Origin of the sequence: Cryobacterium sp. Sr8, assembly GCF_004403225.1 — a bacterium.
In the GTDB taxonomy this organism is placed as follows: Bacteria; Actinomycetota; Actinomycetes; order Actinomycetales; family Microbacteriaceae; genus Cryobacterium; species Cryobacterium psychrotolerans.
Window position 1 is genome coordinate 276,958 of sequence record NZ_SOHO01000070.1, and the last position, 24,623, is coordinate 301,580.

At 69.7% G+C, this 24,623-nt stretch carries 15 protein-coding genes; 12 read left to right on the forward strand and 3 right to left on the reverse strand.

The window, feature by feature from the left end:
• Positions 1–24: 24 nt before the first annotated feature.
• The 8 genes from E3T54_RS15800 (at position 25) to E3T54_RS15835 (ending at position 16,641) form a co-directional block, all read left to right on the forward strand.
• Entirely contained in the window at positions 25–852 is an 828-nt protein-coding gene (locus tag E3T54_RS15800) for a PP2C family serine/threonine-protein phosphatase (protein WP_092321628.1), read from the forward strand.
• 110 nt (positions 853–962) lie between these two features.
• Complete coding sequence (locus E3T54_RS15805) at positions 963–2,384, forward strand: serine/threonine-protein kinase (RefSeq protein ID WP_134476489.1); 1,422 nt, start codon at positions 963–965, stop codon at positions 2,382–2,384.
• A complete protein-coding gene (locus E3T54_RS15810) occupies positions 2,381–8,278 on the forward strand; it encodes an Ig-like domain-containing protein (RefSeq protein WP_134476490.1) in 5,898 nt (1,965 codons plus the stop codon). Before E3T54_RS15805 ends, E3T54_RS15810 begins: the two co-directional genes overlap by 4 nt.
• A 53-nt stretch (positions 8,279–8,331) precedes the next feature.
• Positions 8,332–9,303, forward strand: coding sequence for a MoxR family ATPase (locus E3T54_RS15815; protein WP_134476565.1), 972 nt, complete (start codon positions 8,332–8,334; stop codon positions 9,301–9,303).
• Complete coding sequence (locus E3T54_RS15820; RefSeq protein ID WP_134476491.1) at positions 9,300–10,601, forward strand: DUF58 domain-containing protein; 1,302 nt, start codon at positions 9,300–9,302, stop codon at positions 10,599–10,601. Before E3T54_RS15815 ends, E3T54_RS15820 begins: the two co-directional genes overlap by 4 nt.
• Positions 10,598–12,940 (forward strand): transglutaminase-like domain-containing protein, encoded by a 2,343-nt coding sequence (locus E3T54_RS15825; protein WP_134476492.1) that lies wholly within the window; start codon positions 10,598–10,600, stop codon positions 12,938–12,940. The genes E3T54_RS15820 and E3T54_RS15825 overlap by 4 nt, the downstream gene beginning before the upstream one ends.
• Positions 12,937–13,611, forward strand: coding sequence for an FHA domain-containing protein (locus E3T54_RS15830; protein WP_134476493.1), 675 nt, complete (start codon positions 12,937–12,939; stop codon positions 13,609–13,611). Before E3T54_RS15825 ends, E3T54_RS15830 begins: the two co-directional genes overlap by 4 nt.
• A 150-nt stretch (positions 13,612–13,761) precedes the next feature.
• Positions 13,762–16,641 carry an FtsK/SpoIIIE domain-containing protein gene (locus tag E3T54_RS15835; protein ID WP_166804944.1) on the forward strand — a complete coding sequence of 960 codons (2,880 nt, stop codon included), beginning with the start codon at positions 13,762–13,764 and terminating at the stop codon, positions 16,639–16,641.
• Positions 16,642–16,649: 8 nt separating this feature from the next.
• Here the strand turns inward: E3T54_RS15835 and ald are convergent, their stop codons facing one another.
• Complete coding sequence (gene ald / locus E3T54_RS15840; RefSeq protein ID WP_134476495.1) at positions 16,650–17,765, reverse strand: alanine dehydrogenase; 1,116 nt, start codon at positions 17,763–17,765, stop codon at positions 16,650–16,652.
• Between the two features lie 237 nt (positions 17,766–18,002).
• Here ald and E3T54_RS15845 point away from each other — a divergent pair, with 237 nt between their 5' ends.
• The 4 genes from E3T54_RS15845 to E3T54_RS15860 are packed head-to-tail and all read left to right on the forward strand — an operon-like array spanning position 18,003 to position 22,140.
• Complete coding sequence (locus E3T54_RS15845) at positions 18,003–19,214, forward strand: PotD/PotF family extracellular solute-binding protein (protein ID WP_134476496.1); 1,212 nt, start codon at positions 18,003–18,005, stop codon at positions 19,212–19,214.
• 5 nt (positions 19,215–19,219) lie between these two features.
• A complete protein-coding gene (locus E3T54_RS15850; protein WP_092321614.1) occupies positions 19,220–20,419 on the forward strand; it encodes an ABC transporter ATP-binding protein in 1,200 nt (399 codons plus the stop codon).
• Between the two features lie 3 nt (positions 20,420–20,422).
• Positions 20,423–21,337 (forward strand): ABC transporter permease, encoded by a 915-nt coding sequence (locus E3T54_RS15855; RefSeq protein WP_092321613.1) that lies wholly within the window; start codon positions 20,423–20,425, stop codon positions 21,335–21,337.
• Positions 21,334–22,140, forward strand: a complete 807-nt coding sequence (locus E3T54_RS15860) for an ABC transporter permease (RefSeq protein ID WP_174844438.1) — start codon at positions 21,334–21,336, stop codon at positions 22,138–22,140. The genes E3T54_RS15855 and E3T54_RS15860 overlap by 4 nt, the downstream gene beginning before the upstream one ends.
• 81 nt (positions 22,141–22,221) lie before the next feature.
• Here the strand turns inward: E3T54_RS15860 and E3T54_RS15865 are convergent, their stop codons facing one another.
• Both E3T54_RS15865 and gabT read right to left on the reverse strand, forming a co-directional pair.
• The gene (locus E3T54_RS15865) at positions 22,222–23,229 is read right to left on the reverse strand and encodes an asparaginase (RefSeq protein WP_134476497.1); all 1,008 of its coding nucleotides are present in this window, start codon (positions 23,227–23,229) and stop codon (positions 22,222–22,224) included.
• A gap of 2 nt (positions 23,230–23,231) precedes the next feature.
• On the reverse strand, positions 23,232–24,605 hold the full coding sequence (gene gabT, locus E3T54_RS15870; RefSeq protein ID WP_092321609.1) for a 4-aminobutyrate--2-oxoglutarate transaminase: 1,374 nt from the start codon (positions 24,603–24,605) through the stop codon (positions 23,232–23,234).
• Positions 24,606–24,623: the final 18 nt, after the last annotated feature.

Here is a 24,623-nt window from a genome sequence, read left to right on the forward strand (position 1 = left end):
GACCGAATTCGGAAGGCACCACGCGTGACCCAGATAGGTCAAGGCTCGCCCCGGCACACGGTTTCCCTGCCCACCAGCCACACAAGCGTGACTCTGGCGTGGGCGGCAGTCACCGACACCGGGCACCGCCGCGAGGTCAACGAGGACAGCCTCCTCTCCCAAGCGCCCATTTTCGCGGTCGCCGACGGCATGGGAGGTCACTCCGCGGGTGACGTTGCCAGCGCGGCCGTCGTGACCAGGCTCGCCGAGCTCGCCGGCGCGACCGACCCCGACGCCGAATCCATCGCGCGTCTGCTCAGTCTTGCCGTCGAGGACATGGCCTCGGGCGCCGGTGTGACCGACAACGGCACCGGCACGACGGTGACCGGAGCGGCCCTGGCGGTCGTCGCCGGAGAGCCGCAGTGGATCATCTTCAACATCGGCGATTCGCGCGTCTACCAGCTCGGCAGCGGCGTCCTCGAGCAGGTGACAACCGACCACTCGGTCGTGCAGGAGCTCGTCGACGCGGGGAAGATCACCCGTGAAGAGGCCGACGTGCACCCCCACGGCAACGTCATCACCCGCGCGGTCGGCTTCCATGAGCCGCCCATCCCCGACTACCGGATCGTTCCGGCGAGGCCGGGCATGCGCCTGCTGGTCTGCTCCGACGGGCTCACCAAAGAGCTCACGGCCTACGGCATCCGTCACTACCTCATGTCCAATCCCAACCCGGATGACGCGGCCGGTGCGCTGCTCGGCGCCGCCCTCGAGAACGGCGGTCGTGACAACGTCACCGTGATCGTTCTCGATGTCATCGAGGTGCTCGATCTGCCGGCCGACCAGGCGGAGGACCGTCCCCCGACTTGGGGGTAACCCAGTCCGGTTAAGGCCGCCGCCGCGCCCCAATGGGCCGGTTGGGGCTGCCTACAATTGGGGAACGCCCGCCGCACGCCGGGGTCACGAGTAGGCGGGGAGGCGAGAAAATGGCACGACGACTGCCATCCGCGCCGCCGAATCTGCCGGGCTTTTCCTACCTGCGGGTGCTCGGATCCGGCGGGTTCGCCGACGTTTTCCTCTACGAGCAGAACATGCCCAGGCGCCAGGTGGCGGTGAAGGTGCTGCTCGCGGCAGTCGTCAACGACCAGGTTCGGCAGCTGTTCCAGGCCGAGGCGAACGTGATGGCCCAGCTCAGCTCCCACCCGTCGATCCTCACGGTCTTCCAGGCCGGCCTCTCTGCCGACGGGCGACCGTATCTGGTGATGGAGTACTGCTCGGGAGCCCTCAGCCGGCGCTTTCGCGACGAGCCCCTCTCGGTCCCCGACGCGCTGCGGATCGGGATCAAGATCGCCAGCGCCGTCGAGACCGCCCACCGCTTCGGGATCCTGCACCGCGACATCAAGCCGTCGAACATCCTGGTCACCGCCTATGGCCACCCCGTCCTGTCCGACTTCGGCATTGCGGCCACCCTGGGCGAGGCGGAGTCATCGGACGCTGTGGGCCTCTCGATCCCGTGGTCGGCCCCCGAGGTGCTGCTCGATGAGAGTTCGGGGTCAGTGTCCGCCGAGGTCTGGTCTCTCGGGGCGACCGTCTATTCGCTGCTGGCCGGGCGCTCCCCATTCGAGCAGCCCGGTGCCGACAACAGCTCCGCGGCACTGATGTCCCGCATCGCACAGGGAAAAGTCCCCGCCATCAATCGCGCGGATGTTCCGGCCCGGCTCGAAATCGTCCTCGACCGGGCGATGTCCCGGCGACCGGGTTCCCGGCAGCGCACCGTGCTCGAATTCATTCGGGAGTTGCAGTCGGTCGAGGCCGACCTGGGGCTGGCGCAGACGCCGCTCGAGGTGGCCATGGACGACTGGGCCGCCGCGACCCTGGCCGACCCGGACGACAAGACGCGCGTCAGCGGCGTCAACTCCATCGACCCGCATGCGGCCCGTCGCCGGCGCAAGCCGCCGACCGGCCCGGGCTCGAGGGGCGAACCGCAGCTCCTGCACAGCCGCAGCACACCCGGTGCCTCCCAGACGCGCATCCACCGCAGGGGAGGGCGCGGGCGCATGATGTGGGCGTTGATGGCCGCATCCCTGCTCACTGTGGGGCTCTCCGCCACGGCGGCGGCGCTCCTGGTTCAACGGAACGCCGCCGACATACCGGTCGTCAGCGAGATCGCCGGCCGGTTGCGCTCCGGCACGGTCGTCTTCACCTGGTCCGACCCCGGCCTGCGCCCCGGCGACAACTACGTCGTGACGCTGCGCACGGGCGAGGAGAGCAGGCAGAAGGGCACGGAGTTCAGCGTTGACGCGACCGGGCGGGCAAACGTCTGCCTCACCGTCACGGTCAACCGCGAAGGCAAACCGGGCGAGCCCAGCGGTGAAAAGTGCGTGGAAACCGCCGAAGGAGCCCCGTGATCGCGGGGTGGCTGGCCACCCACCGCTCCCTGGTCGCCACGGCAACGAGCGGGACGGTTGTGGCGGTGCTGATCGCCGGGGTTGCCGTGGTTTCGGGCGGCTACACGGCCCAGCGGATGGACCTGGGCGACGCGGCCGTCTGGGTGACCAATGAGTCCCGCCAGGTCGTCGGGCGGGCCAACACCGCCGTGCGGGAATTGAACACCGTGGTGCAGTCGGGCAGTTCCAGCCTGGACGTGCGCCAGCAGGGCGCGACCGTGCTGGTGATCGACCGTGGCAACAGCTCGCTGGACATCATCGATCCGGCGACGGCCACCGTCGCCGAGAGCGTTCCCCTGCCGCCGGTGGAACCGTCGGTTTACCTCGCCGAGGACCGCGCGGTCATCACCTCCGAGGGCAACATGTGGAACCTGGAGGCCGCCGCGCTCGCCGACTTCGACAGCCTCGCGGAGCCGACGCTCGCGCTCGGCGCCGGTTCGGTCACCAGCATGGACGCAGACGGCGTGTTTTTCGCGTTCACGCCGGCGACGGGCGACCTGTCGCGGGTCGACACCACCCAGGGCGACGCGGTTGTCTCCACGGTGTCCCTGAAGGCCGGCGCCCGGGAAGACGGCTACCAGCTGACCAGCGTCGGTGGGCGCTGGGCTCTCCTCAACGAGGCGACGAGGCAGCTGTACCTGCCGGGGCAGATGGTCGACCTGTCCGCGGAGATCGCCGTCGCCGATGGTCCCCTGCTGCAACAGGCGGCGGTAACCGGAGACCGCGTCCTCGTCGCCCACCGGGGAGGGCTCCTCGGTGTCCCGGTGTCGGGAGGGCAGCCTTCCGTCCTGGTCACCGGGCGCACCGGCGACGCCGCGGCACCGGCCTCGGCCGGAAAGTGCTCCTATGCGGCCTGGGGCGACGGCACGGTCTGGCAGTCCTGCACCGGCCAGGCCCGAAAAGGTGCCATGGAAACACTCGCGGGGGTTGCCGGCGACGCCCGGCTGGGATTCCGAGTGAACGGTTCGGCCGTGCTCCTCAACGACGCCCGCAACGGTGCGGCCTGGGCCGTCCAGCAGGACAACGAGCTCATCGACAACTGGGATGAGCTGATCGAAACGGTGCGGGACCAGCAGCGGGTCGAAGACACGGATGACGACAGCGCGCCCGAATTCGAGAAGACGCAGGTTCCGCCGGTGGCCCTCGACGACGCCTTCGGCGCTCGACCCGGTCGGGCCGTCACCCTGCCGGTCCTGCTCAACGACTACGACCCCAACGGCGACGTGCTCGTGATTGCCTCACTCAGCCGGATCCCGGACGACGCCGGCCGACTCGAACTGATCGGCAACAACCAGCAGGTGCAGCTGACCCTGCCGCCCACCGCGGCCGGTCGGCTGAGCTTTGGTTACACCGTCAACGACGGACGCGGGGGTGTCGCGTCGGCGACCGTCACGGTGGTGGTCAGGGCGGAGGGGGAGAACTCGCCGCCCGCGCAGGCCAGGCCGACCCGGGCGACGGTGCAGCTGGGCGGGCGGGTGACCAGCCAGGTGCTCGGCGACTGGATCGACCCGGACGGCGATCCGTTCTACCTCACCTCGGCGACAGCCCCCCCTCCGGACCAGGCGAGCTTCACCCCGGAGGGGTCGGTGATCTACACGGACGCCGGCGGCGGAGGCGAGCTCAAGCAGGTCGGACTGGTCGTCTCGGACGGGCGGCTGGCCGGCGCCGGAACGATGGCCGTGACGGTTCGTCCGGCCGGAGCCGTTCCCATCATCGCCGAGCCGTTCGTCGTGCTGGCCGCCGCGGGCCGGGAGATGACCGTGTCCCCGCTGCTCCATGTGCGCGGGGGATCCGGCCCGCTTCGCCTGAGCAGCGTCCCGGCCAAACCGGACGTCACCGTGACCCCGTCCTTCGACGGCGGCACGTTCCGTTTCACCAGCAACGTCGTCGGCACCCATGAGGTCGAATACGCGGTGACGGACGGTCGAACCACGGCGACAGGCAGGGTGCGCGTTGAGGTCGTTCCCGCGCCGGAGTCGAACACCAAACCCGTCACGGTGCCGCACACGGCGTTCATCCGCGGCCGTCAGTCGACCGTCGTCGACGTGCTCGCCACCGATTTCGACCCCGCCGGCGGGGTGCTGCTCGTCACCGGAACGATGGACGTGGCCCCGGCCAGCGGTCTCCGGGTCGAGATCCTCGACCAGCATCTGCTGCGGCTCACGCTCACGAAACCACTCGACGCCGGTCAGGTGACATTCGGCTACCGGGTGAGCAACGGCCTGGCCGAGGCCGAGGGGACGGTGACCGTCGTCGAGATCGCGGAGCCGGCGCGCAAGCAGGCCCCCATCGCCACGGCGGACACCATCTCGGTGCGGGTCGGCGACGCCATCGATATCCCGGTTCTCGCCAACGATGAGCACCCGGACGGCGAAGTCCTCACCCTGGATCCCGCGCTCGCCGCGGGCCTGCCTCGCGGAGCCGGCGTGCTGTTCGCCTCGGGCACCGTGCTGCGCTATCTGGCACCGACCATGGCCGGCAACTTCACCGCCGTGTACCGCGTCAATGCGCCGGACGGCCAGTTCGCCAACGCCGAGGTGAGCATCTCCGTGCGCGAAGCCGACGAGGAATCCAACAACCCGCCGGTGCCGAAAACCGTGATCGCCCGTGTCCTCGCGGGGAACACGGTGCGGATCCCGATTCCGCTCTCGGGAATCGACCCCGACGGCGACTCGGTCCAGCTGCTCGGCCAGGACACCAACCCCGAGAAGGGCTCGGTCGCAACCGGTGGCTCCGATTCGATTGAATACACGTCCGGGGAATACTCGACCGGCACGGACACCTTCACCTACTCGGTCGTCGACGCCCTCGGCGCCCGGGCGAGTGGGACGATCCGGGTGGGAATCAGCCCGCGCCTGGACGGTGCACGGAACCCCGTCGCGGCCCCCGATGAAGTCACGGTGCGGCCCGGCAGCACCGTTTCGGTCCGGGTCCTGGGCAACGACTCCGACCCCGACGGCGGCGCGCTCACCATCACCGCGGTCAAGCCGAGCGGCAGCCAGGGGCAGGCGGTGGTCGACGGTGACGTCGTCTCGGTGACGGTGCCGGAGACGGAGGGCCGGTTGGGCTTCATCTACGAGATCCGCAACGAGCGGGGCGGCACAAGCTCGAACTTCCTCACCGTCGTGGTGCGGGCGGACGCGCCGCTGTCGCGGCCGGAGGCCAGCGACACCCGGCTCACGCTCTCGGACGTGCTCGACCGCACAACGATCGACGTCGACGTCCTCGCGAACGTCTTCTTCGCCGACGCTGCGGCCCGCAAGCTGGACGTATCGGTCGTGCCCGGGTTCGGCCGGGACGCCCGGGTGACGAGCGCCAAACGCATCCGGGTGAGCATCGGCAATGACAGCCGGATCATCCCGTTCGCCGTCAGCCACCCCGACGACCCCGAGCTCGTCTCCCACGCGTTCATCTGGGTTCCCGGCTACGACGACGCGCTCCCGCAATTGCGCAGGGGGGCACCGGCGCTCAGTATCCCGAGCGAGTCGACGCTCATGATCGACATCAACGACTACGTCGTCGCGGTCGGCGGGAAGCGCGTGAAGCTCACCGACCGCACCACGGTGCAGGCGACGCACTCAGACGGGGCGAGCCTGGTGTCGGGCGACCGCCGCCTTGCCTTCACCAGCGCCGACAAGTACTACGGCCCCGCGTCTATCTCCTTCGAGGTGACCGACGGGTCCGACGCGAAAGACCCCGCAGCTCGCACGTCCACCATCGTCCTGCCGATCACGGTCACGCCGCGCACGAACCAGCCGCCCGCCTTCGACGGCGCCGACATCGACATCGAGCCGGACGAGACCAAGGTCATCGACCTCGGCAAACTCACCGCCTACCCCTACCCGGACGACCGGGCAGAGCTCGCCTACACGGTGCTCGAACCCAAACCCACGGGTTTCAGCTATTCCATTGATGGTCAGCTGCTCACCGTGCGTGCCGCGCTGAAGACGCGCAAGGGCGCCCGGAGCGCGCTCACCATCGGGGTCCGGGACGACCTCAGCGCCGGCAAGGCCGGCCGGATCGATGTGCGCGTTGTCGGTTCGACCAGACCGATCGCCGTTCCGGCGCCGGATGCGGCGATCGCCCCGCGCGGCCGGACCACCGTCGTCGACGTGCTCGCGAACGACGGCGCGACCAACCCGTTCCCGGCGACCCCGCTGACCGTGGTCGGGGTGCGCGGCCTGGATCGCGCCTCGCTCCCGGCCGGCGTCTCGATCACCCGGAGCGCCGACAGCAGCCGCCTCGCGGTGACCGTGTCCGACACGGCCGCGCCCGTCGACACGAACCTCGAATACCAGGTGGCCGATGCGACGGGCGACCCGGACCGCTTCGCCTGGGGCACGGTGCGGATTTCCGTGCAGGACAAGGCAGACCCGGTCACGAACCTGCGCGTGACCGGATTCGGCGACCAGAAACTGTCCGTCTCCTTCAACGCCGGGGCGTCCAACAACTCGCCGATTTCCGGCTACGAGGTGACCCTGACCCACGTCAGTTCCGGCGCATCGGTGGGCACCGTCCTGTGCGCCTCGACCGCGTGTGAGATCCCCACGCCGGGCAACGGCCAGTCACGCGCCGTGCGCGTCTCCGTCGCGGCCCGTAACGGCATGGGACTGTCCGTGCCTACCTCCCTGGCCGACCCGGTCTGGTCCGACGTGGTGCCGCCAGCCCCGTCCGGGCTTGCGGCCGCACCCCTGGACGGCGGGCTTCGCCTCAGCTGGGACGCTGTCGGCGCCGTAGGCGGGGGCACGCCCGTCCGCGGCTACGTCGTCACCGTCGGAGGCACACCCCAGGGCGAAGTGAGCGCCACGGGACCGCAATGCGACGCGTCTTCCTGCAGCATCGACGTGGCCGGCCTCAGCAACGGCGCGGATGTCGCCTACACAGTCAGCGCGCGGAACGAGGCGTACCCCGCGCTCTCCACCTGGGCCAGTTCGGCCGGCACGGGGCGTCCCTTCGGCCCGGCTCGAGCCGGCGGGATCTCGGCGACCGGCTCCGACTCCGACGGAACCGTGATCGTCTCCTGGGACGCGTTCGAGGGCAGGGGCGACCCCATCGACGGATACATCGTGCAGCGGCTCAGCAGCGATATCGTGCCCACGGGCGCGCAGGCGTGCTCGGTGAGCGCCCCGGCGCCCGGTCGCCTCGACCCGCCGCAGACCGGCGGGTCGGTCGAGGAGCAGGTCGCCGTGTCCGCTGGAACCCGTTCCGTTTCCTTCGACAACCTGCTCGCAGCCAACGCCACCTACGACTTCATCGTCTGGGGCTACAACCGGGCAGGCTGTGCGCACACCCCGGTGGCGACCGTGCGGGTGCGCGAGGCCCCGGGAGCGATCACCGATGTGCGCGGGGCGATGGAGCAGCGCGAAGACGCCTGGGACTACCGCGTTACCCGCGTGAGCCCCTCCGCGGGCGTCGACCACTACAACATCCGCGCCGCCGACGGGACCGGACCGACCGTGCGATTCGAGGGAGTCGGCTGGCCGCGGGAGCTCCTGGGTCGCCCGTTCGGCGAAACCGTCGCCTTCCAGCTCCAGGCCTGCGCTCCGTGGGGCGGCTGCGGTGAGTGGTCGTCGATGTGGGCCGCGCCGGAGGAATCGGTCAGTTTCGCCGTGACCGGCCTGGCCTACGACGAAGCCGGGGGAGTCTTCAGCTGGACCAACGGCCCGGACAACGGGCCCGCTCTGCCGGCCGGCTACCGGTGTTCCGTTCCCGGGGATGCCACGGTGCCGGTAACGGATGCCGACTCACCGAACACCTGCACCCTGCCGAGCCCGGCGCCGCCAGCCGGTACAGTACGCCTGACGGTGACAGTCCCGATCGACGGCACCGACCGAAGCTACACCTACGACCGATGAGCACCAACGCGATCAGCACCGCCGCGACGAGCACCAACGAAAGAGACCCCGCAATGACGATGACCCCCGAGCAGGCCACCCAGTTCGCCGAGGTCTTCGACCGGATGGTGCGCGGGGTCGAGCAGGTGCTGCTCGGCAAATCCCACGTCATCCGCCTGTCGTTCACGGCGCTGCTCAGCGAAGGGCACCTGCTCCTCGAGGACGTGCCGGGCACGGGCAAGACCTCCCTCGCGCGCGCGATCGCGCAGAGCGTACGCGGCACGAGCAACCGGGTTCAATTCACGCCCGACCTGCTGCCGAGCGACATCACCGGCGTGAGCATCTACGACCAGCGGAGCGGTTCCTTCGACTTCCACCGCGGACCGGTGTTCGCCAACATCGTCCTGGCCGACGAGATCAACCGGGCCAGCCCCAAGACGCAGGCCGCACTTCTCGAAGTGATGGAGGAGGGACAGGTCACCGCGGACGGGGTCACGCACCCCGTGGCTGCCCCGTTCATGGTCATCGCCACCCAGAACCCGATCGAGCAGGCGGGCACCTACCGGCTGCCGGAGGCCCAGCTCGACCGGTTCATTATGAAGTCGTCGATCGGCTACCCCGACCACGCGTCCACGATCCGGATCCTCGAAGGGTCCGACAAGCGCGCCCACGACGTCGTGGTTCCGCCCGTGCTGTCGGCAGCCACCGTCGTCGAGCTCGCCGCGCTGGCGCGCACGGTGCATGTGGACGCGACGATCAACGACTACGTCGCCCGGCTCGTCGACGCCACCCGCAACGCGACCGAGGTGCGCCTCGGTGCCAGCGTGCGCGGCGCGCTCGCCCTCATCCGCACGGCCAAAACGCTGGCCGCGGCCAACGGCAGGCACTACGTGATCCCGGACGATGTGAAGGAGCTGGCCGAACCGGTGCTCGCGCACCGCCTCCTGCTCGACCCGGAGGCCGAATTCGACGGCGTTACCCCGTCGAGTGTGATCGCGCAGATCCTGATCGAGACCCCGCCGCCCGGAGACAGGCAGCTCGTGTGAGCCAGGCCGTCGCTGTTCCCCGGGACGGCCGCCTGGCCGACTCCATCGCGCGGACGGTCGGCGCCGCACGCGTCGCGGGGGTGCGCCTTCGAACGGTTGCGGAGCTCTTCGGCTCGGTGGTCACCCCGCTGGGCTGGAGCATCCTCGCCGTTGTCGTGCTCTGCTTCGTTGCCGGCTACTCCCTCGGCTGGACCGAACTGGTCGCCGTCGGCTGGGCCGGGCTCGTGCTCATCGGCGCGGCCTCCGGCTACCTGATCGGGCGCACCGCTTACGTGATCTCCCTGGCCATGCCGGTCGACCGCGTGGTCGTCGGCGACCGCGTTCCCGGCCAGGTGGTCGTGCACAATCCGACCAGGCGGCGCCTCCCCGGTGTGCACGTCGAGGTGCCCGTCGGCGCCGGGCTGGCCGAATTCGCGATGCCCGGCCTGGCCAGGGATTCCAGCTTCGACGACGTGTTCATCGTTCCCACCAGGCGCCGCGGAGTGATCCCGGTCGGCCCCGTCCGAACGGTGCGCGCCGACCCCATCGGCCTGGTGCGCAAGGAGCGCGTCTGGGCCGAACGGATCGAACTGTTCGTGCACCCGCGGACCATCTCCATCCCCAGCATGAGCACGGGGTTCATCCGGGACCTCGAAGGCAATCCGACCAAAGACCTCACCAGCAGCGACGTGTCGTTTCACGCGTTGCGTGAGTATGTCCGCGGCGACGAGCGCCGCAACATCCACTGGAAAAGCACCGCCAAGACCGGGACCTACATGGTGCGCCAGTTCGAGGAGACGCGTCGCAGCCACCTGATGGTCGCCCTCAGCCTGGCCGAATCCGACTACGCGACCGACGACGAGTTCGAGATGGCCGTCAGCGTGGCCGGATCGCTCGGTGTGCGCGCCATCCGCGACGGGCGGACCGTGTCCGTCGTCGCGGGAGACAAGACCGCGGCGTCCGGCCGGAGCCGGGGGCCGGCGCTCCGCACGCTGAGCACGCTCACCCGAACTCGCCTGCTCGATGACCTGAGCCGAGTGGAGACGTCGCCGAGGGCGCTTGCCCTGGCCGGACTGGCTCGGGCCGCTGCCGAGAGCATGGCCGGCATCTCGGTTGCCTTCCTGGTCTGCGGGTCGCGGGCGACACTGGCCGAGCTCCGCGCGGCCTCGACGCGATTCCCCGCGGGGGTCGAGGTCGTCGCCGTCGTCTGCGACCCCGAGTCGGTGCCGAGCCTCCGGCGCGTCGCCGAGCTCAGCGTGCTCACCATCGGTTTTCTCGACGACCTGCAGAAGAGCCTCGCCAGGACGGCCGGAGCATGAACGCCGAGCGACCGCGCGCCGCCGGCACGCGTCCGGGCTGGGGATTCATCGCGGGAAACACCCTGGCCCTGATGGCGGCGACGGCGATGGCATCCCTCACCCTGTGGCCGGTCTACCAGAGCATCGAATTCATCGTGCTCGTGGCCGCGACCTTCGCCCTGGGCGCCGCCATCGCCATAGCCGGCGCGCGCCTGTGCTGGCCCGCCTGGCTCGTCGCGCTGGTGACCGTGGCCGTGTACCTGCTCGCCGGTGTGCCCCTGGCCATCCCCGGGCGGGCGATTGAACGCATCCTGCCGTCTGTGGACGGCCTGCTCGAGCTGATCGCCGCCACCGCCCTCAGCTGGAAGCAGCTGGTCACGATCGTCCTGCCGGTCGGCGCGTACCAGGCCCTGCTCGTGCCCGCGTTCATCCTGGTGCTCCTGTCCACCGTGATCGGGCTCTCCGCCGCGCTGCGGTCGCGGATCGCCGAGCTCGCGTTGCTGGCGCCGATCGCCCTGTTCATCGCCGGTATCGGGCTCGGCCCCACAGCGGAGTCTTCGCCGATCGAGGGTGGCCTGGGCCTGTTCGTCGTGCTGCTCTTCTGGCTGCTGTGGGTGCACTGGCAGCGACGCCGAACCGCGGTGCGGCTCATCGCGCAACAGTCTCGCCGTACCCTCGAGTCCACCGGCGACCGGGCGCTCGCCGCCGCCCGCGGGCTGGTCAGCGCCGCGGTGATCATCGCGCTGGCCATCGCCGTCGGCACCGTCGCCGCGATCGCCGTGCCGGTCTCGGAGCCGCGGGACGTGCTGCGCGCCCGGGTGCAGCAGCCGTTCGATCCGCGCGACTATCCCAGCCCGCTCAGCGGATTCCGCGGCTACCTGCAACCGGAGCAGAGCGAGCGGGCCCTGCTCACCGTGGCCGGGCTGCCTGCGGGCGGCAGGCTCCGCGTCGCGACCCTCGACAGCTACGACGGGATCGTCTACTCGGTCGGAAGCGACACAGTCCGCAGCGCCTCGGGCTCGTTTACGCGCCTACCCTACCGGATCGACCAGGGCCAGGTCGACGGCGAGCCGCTCACCCTGCGCGTGACCGTGGACGGCTACCGGGGGGTCTGGGTGCCCGGCGCCGGCGCACTCGAGCGGATTGAATTCCTCGGCTCCTCGGCGACGGCGCGTGCCGACTCGTTCTATTACAACGACAACAGCACAACGGCCGCGGTCCTCGGCGGACTGCAGGAGGGCGACAGCTACCGGAGCCGGTCGGTCCTTCCCCGCCCGGCGGCCAAACTCGCGGGTGCGCGGCCGGGCACCGAAGTCCTCTCGCCGATCAGCGTGATTCCCGACGGGATCACCCAGGCACTCGACGGGTACGTGCGAGCCGGCGACCCGCCCGGAGTGCAGCTCCAGTCGATGCTCGAGGGCCTCCGGACGACCGGCTACATCAGCCACGGCGTGAATGCGGATGAGCCCGCCAGCCGATCCGGACACGGCGCCGACCGCATCACCCAGCTGTTCGGGGACCAGCCGATGCTCGGCGATCAGGAGCAATACGCGGTCGCGGCCGCCCTGATGGCCCGGAAACTGGGATTCCCGAGCCGCGTGGTCGTCGGCTTCGTGCCGGCCAGTGCGGGCGGAGGGGAGTCGGTGACCGTCACCGGCGCCGACATATCGGCGTGGATAGAGGTGCAGACCGCCGCAGACGGATGGGTCAGCATCGACCCCAATCCCGCCGTGCGGGAGGTTCCGCCCAAGCAGCCCGACGAGCCCACCGTCGTTTCCCGGCCGCAGACCGTCGTACCGCCGCCGGCCCCCGACGCTGCCGCGCCGGGAGACCTCAGCCCGCCCGAGAGCACGGTCGAGGACCCGCCGCCGCCGATGCACCCTCTGCTCGCCTTCCTGCTGGCCGCCCTGACGGCCCTCGGCTGGACCCTGCTGGGCCTGCTCATCCTGCTCGCCCCGTTCCTGGCGATCATCGCCGCCAAGCATCGACGGAGGCGGCTGCGGCGAGCCGCCGACTCGCCCGCCGACCGGATCAGCGGTGGCTGGCGGGACTTCGCCGACACCGCGACCGACTTCCGCGTTCCCGTGCCTCCTTCGGCCACCCGCACCGAGCTCGCCGAAGCGGTGGGCGGGCAGCGGTCGCTGGTACTGGCATCCGTCGTCGATCGTGCGCTCTTCTCGCCGGACGAACCGGCCCACACAGACGCCGATGCGGTGTGGGGTTCCGTGGGCGAACTGCGCGCCGCCTTCCGGGGAACCAGCAGCCGGCGGGAGCGAGTGAAGGCGCTCATCTCCGTGCGCTCCTTCGGCCGGTACTCTGGAGAAGCGTCCAAACGGACCGTGGAAGGAGCCGGATCGTGAATTGCCGGATCTGCGGAACGGAACTGCCCGGCGGCGCCATGTTCTGCGGGGAATGCGGCAGCTCAAGCACGGCCACACCGGCCACGCGCAAGAGGCCCGACCCTCGGCCCAGCGACACCACGATCATCCAGCGGCTCCCGCCGCAACCGACAGTCATCTCCGTGCCGATCGACACCGACGCGCCGATCAACACTGATCCGCCGATCGACACTGATCTGCCGATCGACACTGACGAGCCGCCGACGGACCTGCTGTTCTCCTCGCCTCCCGCGGCGGAACCGCCGACCGAGGTGACACCCGCGACGCCGGCGGCCAGGCCCGTCGCCGAATCAGCGTCGACGAGCGCGCCGCTGTTCGAACTGCAATTCAGCACGGGGGAGCGGGCTACGGTCGGCGGCACCGGCCTGATCGGGCGCCGACCCCTGCCGCAGCCGTCGGAGGTCTTCGACCACTTGATCCAGGTTTCGGACACCGAAATGTCCGTGTCGAAGAGCCACCTCGAATTCGGGCAGCAGGACGGCGAGTTCTGGGTGAGCGACCGGTTCTCCGGCAATGGAACCATCATCCGCCGGCCCGGCGAGGCTGCTCTGCGGTGCGAACCCGGCCGCCGGTACCGGGTTCCCCGCGGCACCCGGGTGGACATCGCCGACCAGTTCTTCGTCCTGCGCTGAGCCGGCCACCCACAGCCAGCGCGGCCGAATTCGCCCGCGGCCTGTTGCCGGTCCTGACTACCGTTCCTCACCACCGCCGCGCGGCGCGGCCCGGTGCCCGCATCGCACGGGCCCCGCCCGCGGGCCCCGGGACTCTGGTCTCCTTGGCAGGTGATTCACCCCGCCGAACAGCTCACACTGCCGAATCGGGCAGCGGCTCCGCCCCCGGCGCGTTTCCCCCTGGTCGCCGGCGTCGCCCCCCTCGCCGCGGCCGGCGTGATCTGGGCCATCACCGGCTCGGCCTTCAGCCTGGTCTTTGCGGCCCTCGGCCCGGTGATCGCGGTCGCGAGCACGGTCGACGCCCGGCGCACGCGCCGAACCGGACTGCGGGCCGAAGCCCGGGCCTACGCGGCAGCGGTCGAGGCCCTGCGGGCCGACGTGGCCGCACGTCACGAGACGCTGCGGCAGAGTGCCTGGGCCCGGTCGCCGGCCGTCGGCACCATCCTGGGCGGGGCCGACGACGCCGGTCGCTGGCACCGGGCACACGGCCCGACGGTCGTTCTCGGCTCGGGTGAGGTGGACAGCGGGTTGCGTGTGAACGGCCCCGGGGACACGGCCGAGGAGCGGGAACTGCGGCGGTGGGCGGCCACGCTGTCTGACGCCCCGCTCGCGGTGGACCCGCGGGGCGGCATCGGCATCGTCGGCCCGCTGCCGCTGGTCCGGGCGTTCGCCCGCGGGCTGCTCGTCCAGGTCTGTTTTGCCCACCCGCCGGACCGGTGCGCCCTGCCGGCGGAGCCCGGAGCCGGGTGGGAATGGACCGCGGTGCTTCCGCACGCCGGCGCCGGGCCGCCCGCGCAGACTGTCGTCGTGACCGAAGGACGCGTCCCCGCCTCGCCGGCATCGGGGGCGGACCCGCTGGTCATCGCGCTGGCCGAAACGGCTGGGGAACTGCCGCCCGGCTGCGCGACGATCGTGCGCGTGCACGGCCCGCTGAGGGCGGAGATCATCGCGTCGGCCGCGCACGCGCGGGCGACCCGGTTCCGCCCCGAGCTCGTCTCCACCGAGGATGCCGCGCGCTTCGCGGCCTCGCTCCGCGAGGCCGCCGTCGCCATCGGCCTGGTCCGGCACGCGCGCCCGCTTCCTCGCAGCGTCGCCCTCGGGGAGCTCCACGGGCAGGGGACGGCGTCCGCGGGGCGGGGCCTCGAGGCCGTCATCGGCGTGGGCGAGGATGGCGAGGTGTCGCTCGACCTCGTGGCCGCCGGTCCCCATGCGGTCGTCGGCGGCACGACCGGGAGCGGCAAGAGCGAGCTCCTCGTGACCTGGGTGGCCGCGATGGCCGCCCGTTATTCACCGGAGCAGGTCACCTTTCTCCTCGTCGACTTCAAAGGCGGGGCGGCGTTTGGCCCCCTGCGCGCACTGCCTCACTGCGTTGGCCTGATCACCGACCTTGACGCGGCGGAGGCCGAACGCGCCCTGCGGAGCCTGACCGCCGAACTCAGGTACCGCGAGGAGGCCATCCGCTCCGCCGGCGCGCGCGACATCGGGGAGATCGTCCCGGCAGCGGCGCTCCCGCGACTGGTGATCGTGGTGGACGAATTCGCCACGATGCTCGACGCCTTCCCGGGGCTGCACGCCCGGTTCGTTGACATCGCGGCCCGGGGTCGCTCCCTGGGAGTGCACCTCATTCTCTGCACCCAGCGCCCGGCCGGGGTGGTGCGCGACGCCCTCCTGGCCAATTGCAGCCTGCGCGTCTCGCTCCGGGTCAACAACAGGGCGGACAGCATCGCCGTGATCGGCACGGATGGCGCAGCCCGGCTCGCGCAGGACCAGCCGGGCCGCTGCCTGGTCGACGCCGGGGCGGGCATCCGGCCCTGCCAGGTCGCCACAACGCTCCCGGGCGACATCAGCGCGATCGCCGAGCTGACCCCGGCCGGCACGCCCTCCCGCCGGCCCTGGCTGGACCCGCTTCCCGCGCGGGTGACCCTGCGCGATCTGCGGGCGGCCGTCGCGGCCGAGCGTGATGCCGGCCGCGAGGCGGACCGGGAAGGCTACCTGCTCGGCCTGCTCGACGAGCCGGACCGGCAGCGCTACCGGGTCGCCCGCTACCTCCCCGAACGCGACGGGAACCTGCTCGTCATCGGCGGCGCCGGCTCGGGGAAGAGTTCCGTGCTCGACGCGCTGGCGGCGAATGGCTCGCCGGGCTTCGAGCGGGTCGAATTCGTCGCCCCTGACGTCGAGGCCGCCTGGGACGCGCTGGCGAAGGCGCACGGGGAGCTCGCGGCCGGAGGGACCGGGGAGGCGCGGCTGCTGCTGCTGGACGACCTGGATTCCCTCTGGGCTCGGTGGGAACCCGAGTACCAAATGAAGACGGCGGAGCTGCTCGCCGGCCTGCTGCGTGACGGGCGGGCCTATGGGCTGCGCCTGGTGATCGCCGTGCAGCGCGTCGCCGTGCTGCAGGGTCTCCCCGGCCTGTGCCAGGCCACATTGCTGCTGCGAATGCCCTCCCGCCTGGACCATCTCGCCGCCGGGGGAGACGGCGCGCTGTTCGACCCGTCCCTGGCGCCCGGGGGTGGAAGCTGGCAGGGCCTGCGCATCCAGACGCCACACCCCGGGCCGGGCGCCCGCCCCCTCGCCGCCGGCACGCCCACCCCGTCGATCCTCGACTGTGCGGGGACCCTGCTCGTGGTCTCCGCGGCGCCGGGCCGCGCCGCCGGGATGCTGCGGGCCGCCCCGGGTGGGCGGCGTACCGTCGTCGAGATCTCGGCGCCGACCCCCGGCCGGCTCGCGCGCATCGAACCGGGCGATGCGGCGCCGGGCACGGTGTTCGTGGGCGATGCGGAATCGTGGCAGGCGCAGTGGGCGCTGATGGCCGCGCTGCGCGCCCACGCCGTCATCGTTTTCGACGGATGCAGCGTCGGCGACTTCCGGATGATCAGCCGCCGAAGGGAGCTTCCGCCCGCGCTCGCGCCGGGTAGGGGCCACGCGTGGATGCTGTGCCCGGACGGGACTCTGGGCCGGGTGTCCCTCCCCGTGGCTCCTCGCCTGGAGTGAAGCGGTCCTCAGGCCAGGACGTCGGCCAGGGGCCGGTACTCGAGGCCGTGCGCGGTCGCGACCGGGCCGTTCGTGAGCACGCCGTCGAAGGAGTTCAGGCCGAGGGCCAGTGCCGGGTCGGCCCGGAGGGCATCCTTCCAACCTCGGTTGGCGACGGCGCGGACATACGGCAGGGTCGCGTTCGTCAGGGCGTAGGTCGAGGTGTTCGGGACTGCGCCGGGCATGTTCGCGACGCAGTAGAACAACGACCCGTGCACCGTGAAGGTGGGATCGGCGTGCGTTGTGGGGTGCGAGTCGGCGAAGCATCCGCCCTGGTCGACTGCGATGTCGACGAGGACGCTCCCCGGCCGCATCCGCGAGACGAGGTCGTTGCTGACGAGCTTCGGGGCCCTGGCTCCGGGGATGAGCACGGATCCGATGACCATGTCGGAGTCGAGCACGGCCTTGTCGATCTCGAAGCCGTTCGAGGCGATCGTCTTCACCCGCCCGTAATGCAGGGCGTCGAGCTCGCGAAGCCGGAACAGGTTCGTGTCGAGCACGGTGACCTCGGCGCCCAGACCGAGGGCGACCTGCATGGCGGCCGTGCCGGCGACGCCACCGCCGAGCACGGTGATCTTCGCCGGGTGCGTCCCGGGCACGCCGGGGACGAGCAGGCCGGGGCCGCCGTTGGGCTTGAGCATGGCGTTGGCGCCGACGATCGGGGCGAGCCGCCCGGCTACCTCGCTCATCGGGGCGAGGAGCGGAAGCGCCCGGGAGGGCAGCTGCACCGTTTCGTAGGCGATCGCCGTGACGCCGCCCTGAAGCAGTGCGCGAGTGAGTTCCGGCTCCGCGGCCAGGTGCAGGTAGGTGAACAGCACCAGCCCGGCGCGGAAGTGGACGTACTCGCTCTCGACCGGCTCCTTGACCTTGAGGAGCATCTCGGCGGCGGCCCAGGTGGATTCGGCCGTCGGCATGATCGTAGCGCCGGCCGCCGCGTAGCTCTCGTCGGTGATCGACGACCCGAGTCCGGCGCCGGTTTCAACGAGCACCTCATGCCCGTTGGACACGAGGTCGTACACGCCGGCCGGGGTGATCGCGACCCGGAATTCGTTGTTCTTGATCTCCTTCGGAATGGCGACCTTCATGGTGCTCCTTAGCTCAGCGGGGGACAGCTCTGTCCGTGACGCCAGCCTACCGCCGCCCGACTGCCGTTTTCAGATGCAAATGTCAGGCCTAAGTGCTGATTTCGTGATGAAAGGCCAAGAAAATTAACGATTTGGTCATTCTGGGGTGTGTGGGCGGCTCGATTGTGCAATTATCAATCCACTCGCAGTGTCGCGAGGCGTGAGAGTTTGCCCGCCGAATACGCAAGGAGACCGACCATGAAGCCCAGGACTATGCCAGCTGATCCGATGATCCAGGAGCTGATCCGTCAGGCGCAGCGGGCGCAGGTCGGTCGTCGCACCGTTCTTGCCGGTGCCGGTGCGGGCGCGGCGTCCCTCGCCCTCGCCGCTTGCTCGACCGGAGGCGGCAGCACCAAGCCGACCCCGGCCAAGGACACGTCGGCCAGCGACAAGAAAGTGAACTGGGCTAACTGGGCCGCGTACATCGACGAGGATGACGCCGGCAAATACCCCACCATTGAGGCGTTCACCAAGGAGACCGGAATCAAGGTCAACTACGACGTGGCCGTCGACGACAACAACACCTACTACGGCAAGGTCAAGGACCAGCTCGCCCTCGGCCAGGACATCGGCGCGGATACCGTCTGCCTGACCGACTGGATGGTCGCCCGGTGGATCCGCCTCGGCTACACGCAGAAGCTCGACCACGACAACATCCCGAACCTGAAAAACCTCACGCCCGGCCTGCTCAACGTGGACTTCGACAAGGGACGAAACCAGTCGCTCCCCTGGCAGGGTGGTTTCGCGGGTATCGCCTGGAACAAGGACAAACTCCCGGGTGGACTCAAGTCGGTTGACGACCTCTGGGACCCGTCCCTGAAGGGACGCGTCGGTGTGCTCTCCGAGATGCGCGACACCCTCGGCCTGATCATGCTGCAGAACGGCGTCGACATCGCGGGGGACTGGGGCGACGACGAGTTCAACGCCGCGAACGACATCTTCGCGAAGCAGGTCGGTGACGGCCAGATCCGCAACATCAAGGGCAACGCCTACCTGGAGGACCTCAAGAGCGAGGACACCCTGGCGGCCATCGTCTGGTCCGGTGACATCACCGTCATCAACGCGGAGGCCGGCGACCACTGGGAGTTCGCCATCCCGACGGCGGGCGGAACCCTGTGGAACGACAACTTCCTCGTGCCGATCGGGTCGCCGCGCAAGGCCAACGCCGAGGCGCTGATCAACTACTACTACGAGCCCGAAGTGGCTGCGGAGGTTGCCGCCTGGGTGAACTACATCACCCCGGTCGTGGGTGCCCAGGAGGCCGCCATGGCGATCGACCCGGAGCTGGCCGAGAACCAGCTCATCTTCCCGAACGAGGAAACGCTGTCCCAGGCGCACGTCTTCCGGGGGCTGTCCCCGGCCGAAGAGGCCAAGTACAACGCTGAGTTCCAGAAGGTGCTGCTGGGTTGATGAGTATGGCAACAGGCGCATTCGCCGAACGGGGTGCCGACCTCGAGTTGGTCGGCATTTCCAAACGTTTTCCCGGCTTCACCGCGATTGAAAGCCTCGACCTGACCATCCCGGCGGGCTCGTTCTTCGCCTTGCTCGGTCCGTCCGGCTGCGGCAAGACGACCACCCTGCGGCTGGTCGCCGGACTTGAGGAGCCGACGACGGGTCGCATCCTGATCGGCGGCAAGGACGTCACGAATCTCAAGCCGTACCAGCGTCCGGTGAACACGGTGTTCCAAAGCTACGCGCTGTTCCCGCACATGACGGTGCTCGAAAATGTGGCGTTCGGGCTGCGTCGGCGCAAGCTTGCCGACCCGGTCGGCAAGGCGCACGAAGCTCTTCGACTGGTCGAGCTCGACCATCTCGCAGCTCGCAAGCCGCAGCAGCTCTCCGGCGGCCAGCAGCAGCGAGTCGCGCTGGCCAGGGCCCTGGTCAACCGTCCGGCGCTGCTGCTGCTCGACGAGCCGCTCGGCGCCCTCGACCTGAAGCTGCGCCGCCAGATGCAGCTGGAACTGAAGACCATCCAGGAGGAGGTCGGTCTCACCTTCCTGCACGTGACCCACGACCAGGAGGAGGCCATGACCATGGCCGACACGATCGCGGTGATGAACAAGGGCCGGATTGAGCAGATGGGCGCCCCCGAGCAGCTCTACGAGCTGCCGAAAACGGCGTTCGTCGCCAACTTCCTGGGCCAGTCGAACCTGTTCACGGGCACGGTCGTCGGCACGACGAGCACCGCCATCTCGGTCGACATCGCCGGCCAGAAGATCGTCGTGCCGGTCGGACGGTCGCACCGCCACTCCGGCGACGTCACCATCGGCGTCCGCCCGGAGAAGCTGAGCCTGCACAGGGAGGCGCCCGTCATCGATCCGGCGCGCAACGTGATCGGGCCGGCGCATGTGATCGACGTGTCCTTCAGCGGTGTGAGCACGCAGTACCTGATCGCGCACCCCTCCCTCGGCACCATCGTCGTCTTCGCCCAGAACATGGCCTTCGGGCCGGTGGCCCACGTGGGCGAACAGGTCTGGGTGAGCTGGGACATCGAACACGGCTTCGGGCTGGCAGACGACCCGGCGGAGAACCCGCGGTTCGCCGCCGACACCGACACGAAGAGCATCGCGGCTCAGCGGCACGCCGCCCTGATCGCGGAGCTCGGGGAGGCCTAGGGCATGGCCTTCGCGGCGTTTGCCACCACGACCGGGCCGGGCGAAGAGCTACAGAGGCGGCGGAGTCCGATCGCCCTGCTCCTGCTGCTGCCGGGCATCCTCTACCTCGCCCTGTTCTTCCTCACCCCGCTCGTCTCGCTCGTCCTGACCTCCCTGCAGGTGCCGTCCGCGACGGGCGAACCCGGCGTGTACGATCCAGCCTTCAAGTGGGAGAACTACGTCACGGTCATCAACGACTACTTGCCGCACATCCTGCGCTCGTTCGGCTACGCGCTGATCGCAACCGTGCTGGCGCTCGCGTTCAGCTACCCGCTCGCCTATTTCATCGGCGTCAAGGCCAGGCCGTGGCCCCTGCTGCAAAGCCTGATGCTCGTCCTGGTCATCGCGCCGTTCTTCATCAGCTTCCTCCTGCGCACGCTGGCCTGGAAGCAGCTCCTCTCCGACGAATCGTTCGTCATCACAACGCTCAAGGCGCTGTCGGTGATGCCCCCGGATGCGCACTTCACCGGGACACCCGTGGCGGTCATCTTCGGGTTGACCTACAACTTCATCCCGTTCATGACGCTGCCGCTCTATACGACCCTCGAACGGCTCGATGTGCGCTACCTCGAGGCCGGCAGCGACCTCTACGCCAGCCCGCTCCAGGTGTTCCGCAAGGTCACCATCCCGCTCTCGATGCCCGGAATCGTTGCCGGCACGCTGCTCACGTTCATCCCGGCCGCCGGCGACTACGTGAACGCGAGCAGATCGTTCCTTGGCGGTTCGGACACCCAGATGATCGGAAACGTGATCGAGGCGAACTTCCTCGTGCTCGAGAACTACCCGGCCGCGGCTGCGCTGTCGATCATCCTGATGTCCGTCATCCTGGTCATCGTCACGATCTACATCCGGCGCGCCGGAACGGAGGAGCTGCTGTGAAGTTCTCGCTCGGCAAGTGGCTGCTTCCCGTCTACGCGGTCCTGGCCCTCACCTTCCTGATGATTCCGATCATCTATACCTTCATCTTCTCCTTCAATGATTCCCTGAAGTCCAACATCACCTGGCGCGGCTTCACCCTCGACAAGTGGCTCAACGTCTGCGAGGTGCAGGGCGGCGCGGTCTGTGAGGCGTTCGGCAACAGCCTCATCATCGGTGCCGTCGCAACCGTCGCGGCGACGGTCATGGGCACCATGATCGCCATCGCCATCGTGCGGTACAAGTTCAAGTTCCGCTCGGCGACCAGCCTGCTGCTCTTCCTCCCGATGGCAACGCCCGAGGTCGTGCTCGGCGCGGGCCTGGCCGCCCAGTTCCTGTCGGTCGGCGTGCCCAAGGATATGACCACGATCATCCTCGCGCACACGATGTTCTGCATCAGTTTCGTGGTGGTGACCGTCAAGGCGAGGGTCGCCAGCCTCGACCCCGCCCTCGAGGAGGCCGGGCGGGACCTCTACGGTTCGCCGAGCCAGGTGTTCATGCGGATCACTTTCCCCCTGCTCCTGCCGGGGATCCTGGCCGCCGCGCTGCTGTCGTTCGCGCTCAGCTTCGACGACTTCATCATCACGAACTTCAACTCCGGTTCGGTGACGACGTTCCCGAAGTACATCTACATCTCCGCTTCCCGCGGCATCCCGGCGGAAGCGAACGTGATCGCCTCGGCCGTGTTCCTGATCGCGCTCGTGGTGGTCGTCACGACGCAGGTCTCGGCCGCGGCCCGCGCCAAACGTCTCGCCAAACTCGGCTAGCCCTCCCCACGAAACCGCAGTTGTGCGCGTTATGCGGGCGTTTTAACGCGCACAACTGCGGTTTCGCGGGGGGTTTGAGGGTTAGATGTAGCTGGCTCGGATTTCGCCGACCTGGCGTCCGCCGCCGGACACGGCGAGGTGCAGGTCGGGTGCCAGCGCGTCGACGTCGGAGCGTGCGATGGCCCCGGCATCGGCGAGCAGGCTGAGCGCGACGATGGTCGCCGCGCGCAGGCTGCCGTCGAGGATCTTCAAGGCAACCGTGGTGCCGTCGTCCGCCGAGGCGACCATGATTCCCTCGGCCCCGGTCTTGATGAAGAGGCCGAGGCGGTCGATCACGACGGTGTCCGGCATCCCGGGTCCGGCGATCACCCAGCCGTTCGAGCGAACGGCCTCGGCCAGGAAACCCGCCTCCCGGTAGATGGCGAACGGCGAACTCGACTTGGAGGTGGCGATCCGGGCGATTCCGCGGGCGAGCGCGGTGAGTGAGAGCGCGTGCACGGGTGCCCCGCAGCCGTCGATGCCGGACGCCGCCGGGCGTTCTCCGGTGAACCGCTCGACCACGTCGAGGATCCGCTTCTGCAGCGGATGTTCCGGGTCGAGGTAGCCGGCCAGCGGCCAGTCGTTCTGGGCGCACGCCGCCAGCATGGCCGCATGCTTGCCGGAGCAGTTCATGTAGATCGGGGCCTTGCCGGCGCCGAGCCGCACCAGGGCGTCGCGGGACGCCGTGTCATCCGGCCAGGTCGCCGGGCAGCCGAGGGCGGACTCGGGCACGCCCGCACGGCTGAGGAGCCCGCGCGCGAGGGTGGCGTGCTTCTCCGTGCCGCTGTGGCTGGCGGTCGCGACAGCCGCATCCTCGCCACGGAGGGTGACGCCGCTGGCCATCACGGCGATCGCCTGGAACGGCTTCATCGAGGACCGGGGGAAAATCGGGGTCGTCACGTCGCCCAGGGCACGGATGAGCGTGCCGTCGGCCCGGAGCACGACGGCGGAGCCAGCATGCCTCGACTCGACGAAACCGCTCCGCTCGACGACGGCCAGTTCGACCGCGTTGCCGACGGCGAAGGTCTCCGTGACGCTTGCGGCTGCCACCCTTAGAGCGCCGCGATGGCGTCGTCGATGACCGAGAGGGCATCGGCGAGCAGCGCGTCGGTGACGGCCAGGCTCGGCAGGAAGCGCAGCACGTTTCCGTAGGTGCCGGCGGTCAGCAGCAGCACGCCGTGCTGGGCCGCGTAGGCGGAGATCTTCGACACGGCGGGCGCGTTGGGCTCCTTCGTCGTGTCGCCGGTGCCCGGCTGCACGAGCTCGATGGCGATCATGGCGCCGCGGCCGCGGATCTCGCCGATGATGTCGTACTTCGCCTTGAGCACCTCGAGGCCTGCGGTGAGGGTCGCTTCGATCCGCTTTCCTTCGGCGAGGAGGTTGTTCTTCTCGATTGCGTCGAAGACCGCGATCGCTGCGGCGCAGGCGACCGGGTTGCCGCCGAAGGTTCCGCCGAGGCCGCCGGGCTGGGAGGCATCCATGATTTCGGCGCGACCGGTGACGGCGGCCAGCGGCATTCCGCCGGCGATGCCCTTCGCGGTGAGGACCAGGTCGGGGACCCAGCCGAAGTGCTCGGCCGCGTAGTAGGCGCCGGTGCGGGCCATGCCGCTCTGGATCTCGTCGGCGATCATGACGACGCCGTTGGCCGTGCACCATTCCTGCAGGGCGGGGAGGAAGCCGTCGGCCGGAACCATGAAGCCGCCCTCGCCCTGGATGGGCTCGACGACGAGGCAGGCGAGGTCAGTGGCCCCGACGGCCTTCTCGAGGTACGTGATGGTGCGCTTGGCGGCATCCGCACCGCTCAGTCCGTCGTGATACGGGTACGAACTGGGTGCGTGGTAGACGTCGCCGGCCAGCGGGCCGAACCCGGTCGCGTACGGCATCGCCTTGTAGTTCATGGCCATCGTGAGCACGGTGCGACCGTGGTAGGCGTGGTCGAGCACGGCGACAGCGCGGCGGCCGGTGTGCTTGCGGGCGATCTTCACGCCGTTCTCCACTGCTTCGGCGCCGGAGTTGATCAGCACGCTCTTCTTGGCGAAGGTGCCGGGGGTGTGTTCGGCCAGCAGCTCGCAGACGCGGACGTATTCCTCGTAGGGCGTGATCGTGAACAGCGTGTGGATGAACTCGGCCGTTTGGCCGACAACGGCGTCGACGACACTGGACTCCGTGTGGCCGATCGTGGTGACGCCGATGCCGGCGCCGAGGTCGATGAACTGGTTGCCGTCGACGTCGACGACGATGGCGCCGTTGGCCCTGGCGACGTAGACCGGGAGCATGGAGCTGACTCCACCGGATACGCTCGCCAGGCGTCGCTTGTGCAACTCCTCTGACTTCGGACCGGGGATACTGGTCACGATTTTGCGTTCCTGTGTCACGGAATAGACGGGAACGACGGGGGCAGCGGGCGCGTTGAGGATCTCAGTCATGGTGTCCCCAGTTTACCG

Excerpts from the sequence above, each read along its gene's own strand:
- E3T54_RS15805 (WP_134476489.1), top strand. The coding sequence starts at position 963 with ATGGCACGACGACTGCCATCCGCGCCGCCGAATCTGCCGGGCTTTTCC.
- E3T54_RS15815 (WP_134476565.1), top strand. The coding sequence starts at position 8,332 with ATGACGATGACCCCCGAGCAGGCCACCCAGTTCGCCGAGGTCTTCGAC.
- E3T54_RS15825 (WP_134476492.1), top strand. The coding sequence starts at position 10,598 with ATGAACGCCGAGCGACCGCGCGCCGCCGGCACGCGTCCGGGCTGGGGA.
- ald (WP_134476495.1), bottom strand. The coding sequence starts at position 17,765 with ATGAAGGTCGCCATTCCGAAGGAGATCAAGAACAACGAATTCCGGGTC.
- E3T54_RS15845 (WP_134476496.1), top strand. The coding sequence starts at position 18,003 with ATGAAGCCCAGGACTATGCCAGCTGATCCGATGATCCAGGAGCTGATC.
- E3T54_RS15850 (WP_092321614.1), top strand. The coding sequence starts at position 19,220 with ATGGCAACAGGCGCATTCGCCGAACGGGGTGCCGACCTCGAGTTGGTC.
- E3T54_RS15855 (WP_092321613.1), top strand. The coding sequence starts at position 20,423 with ATGGCCTTCGCGGCGTTTGCCACCACGACCGGGCCGGGCGAAGAGCTA.
- gabT (WP_092321609.1), bottom strand. The coding sequence starts at position 24,605 with ATGACTGAGATCCTCAACGCGCCCGCTGCCCCCGTCGTTCCCGTCTAT.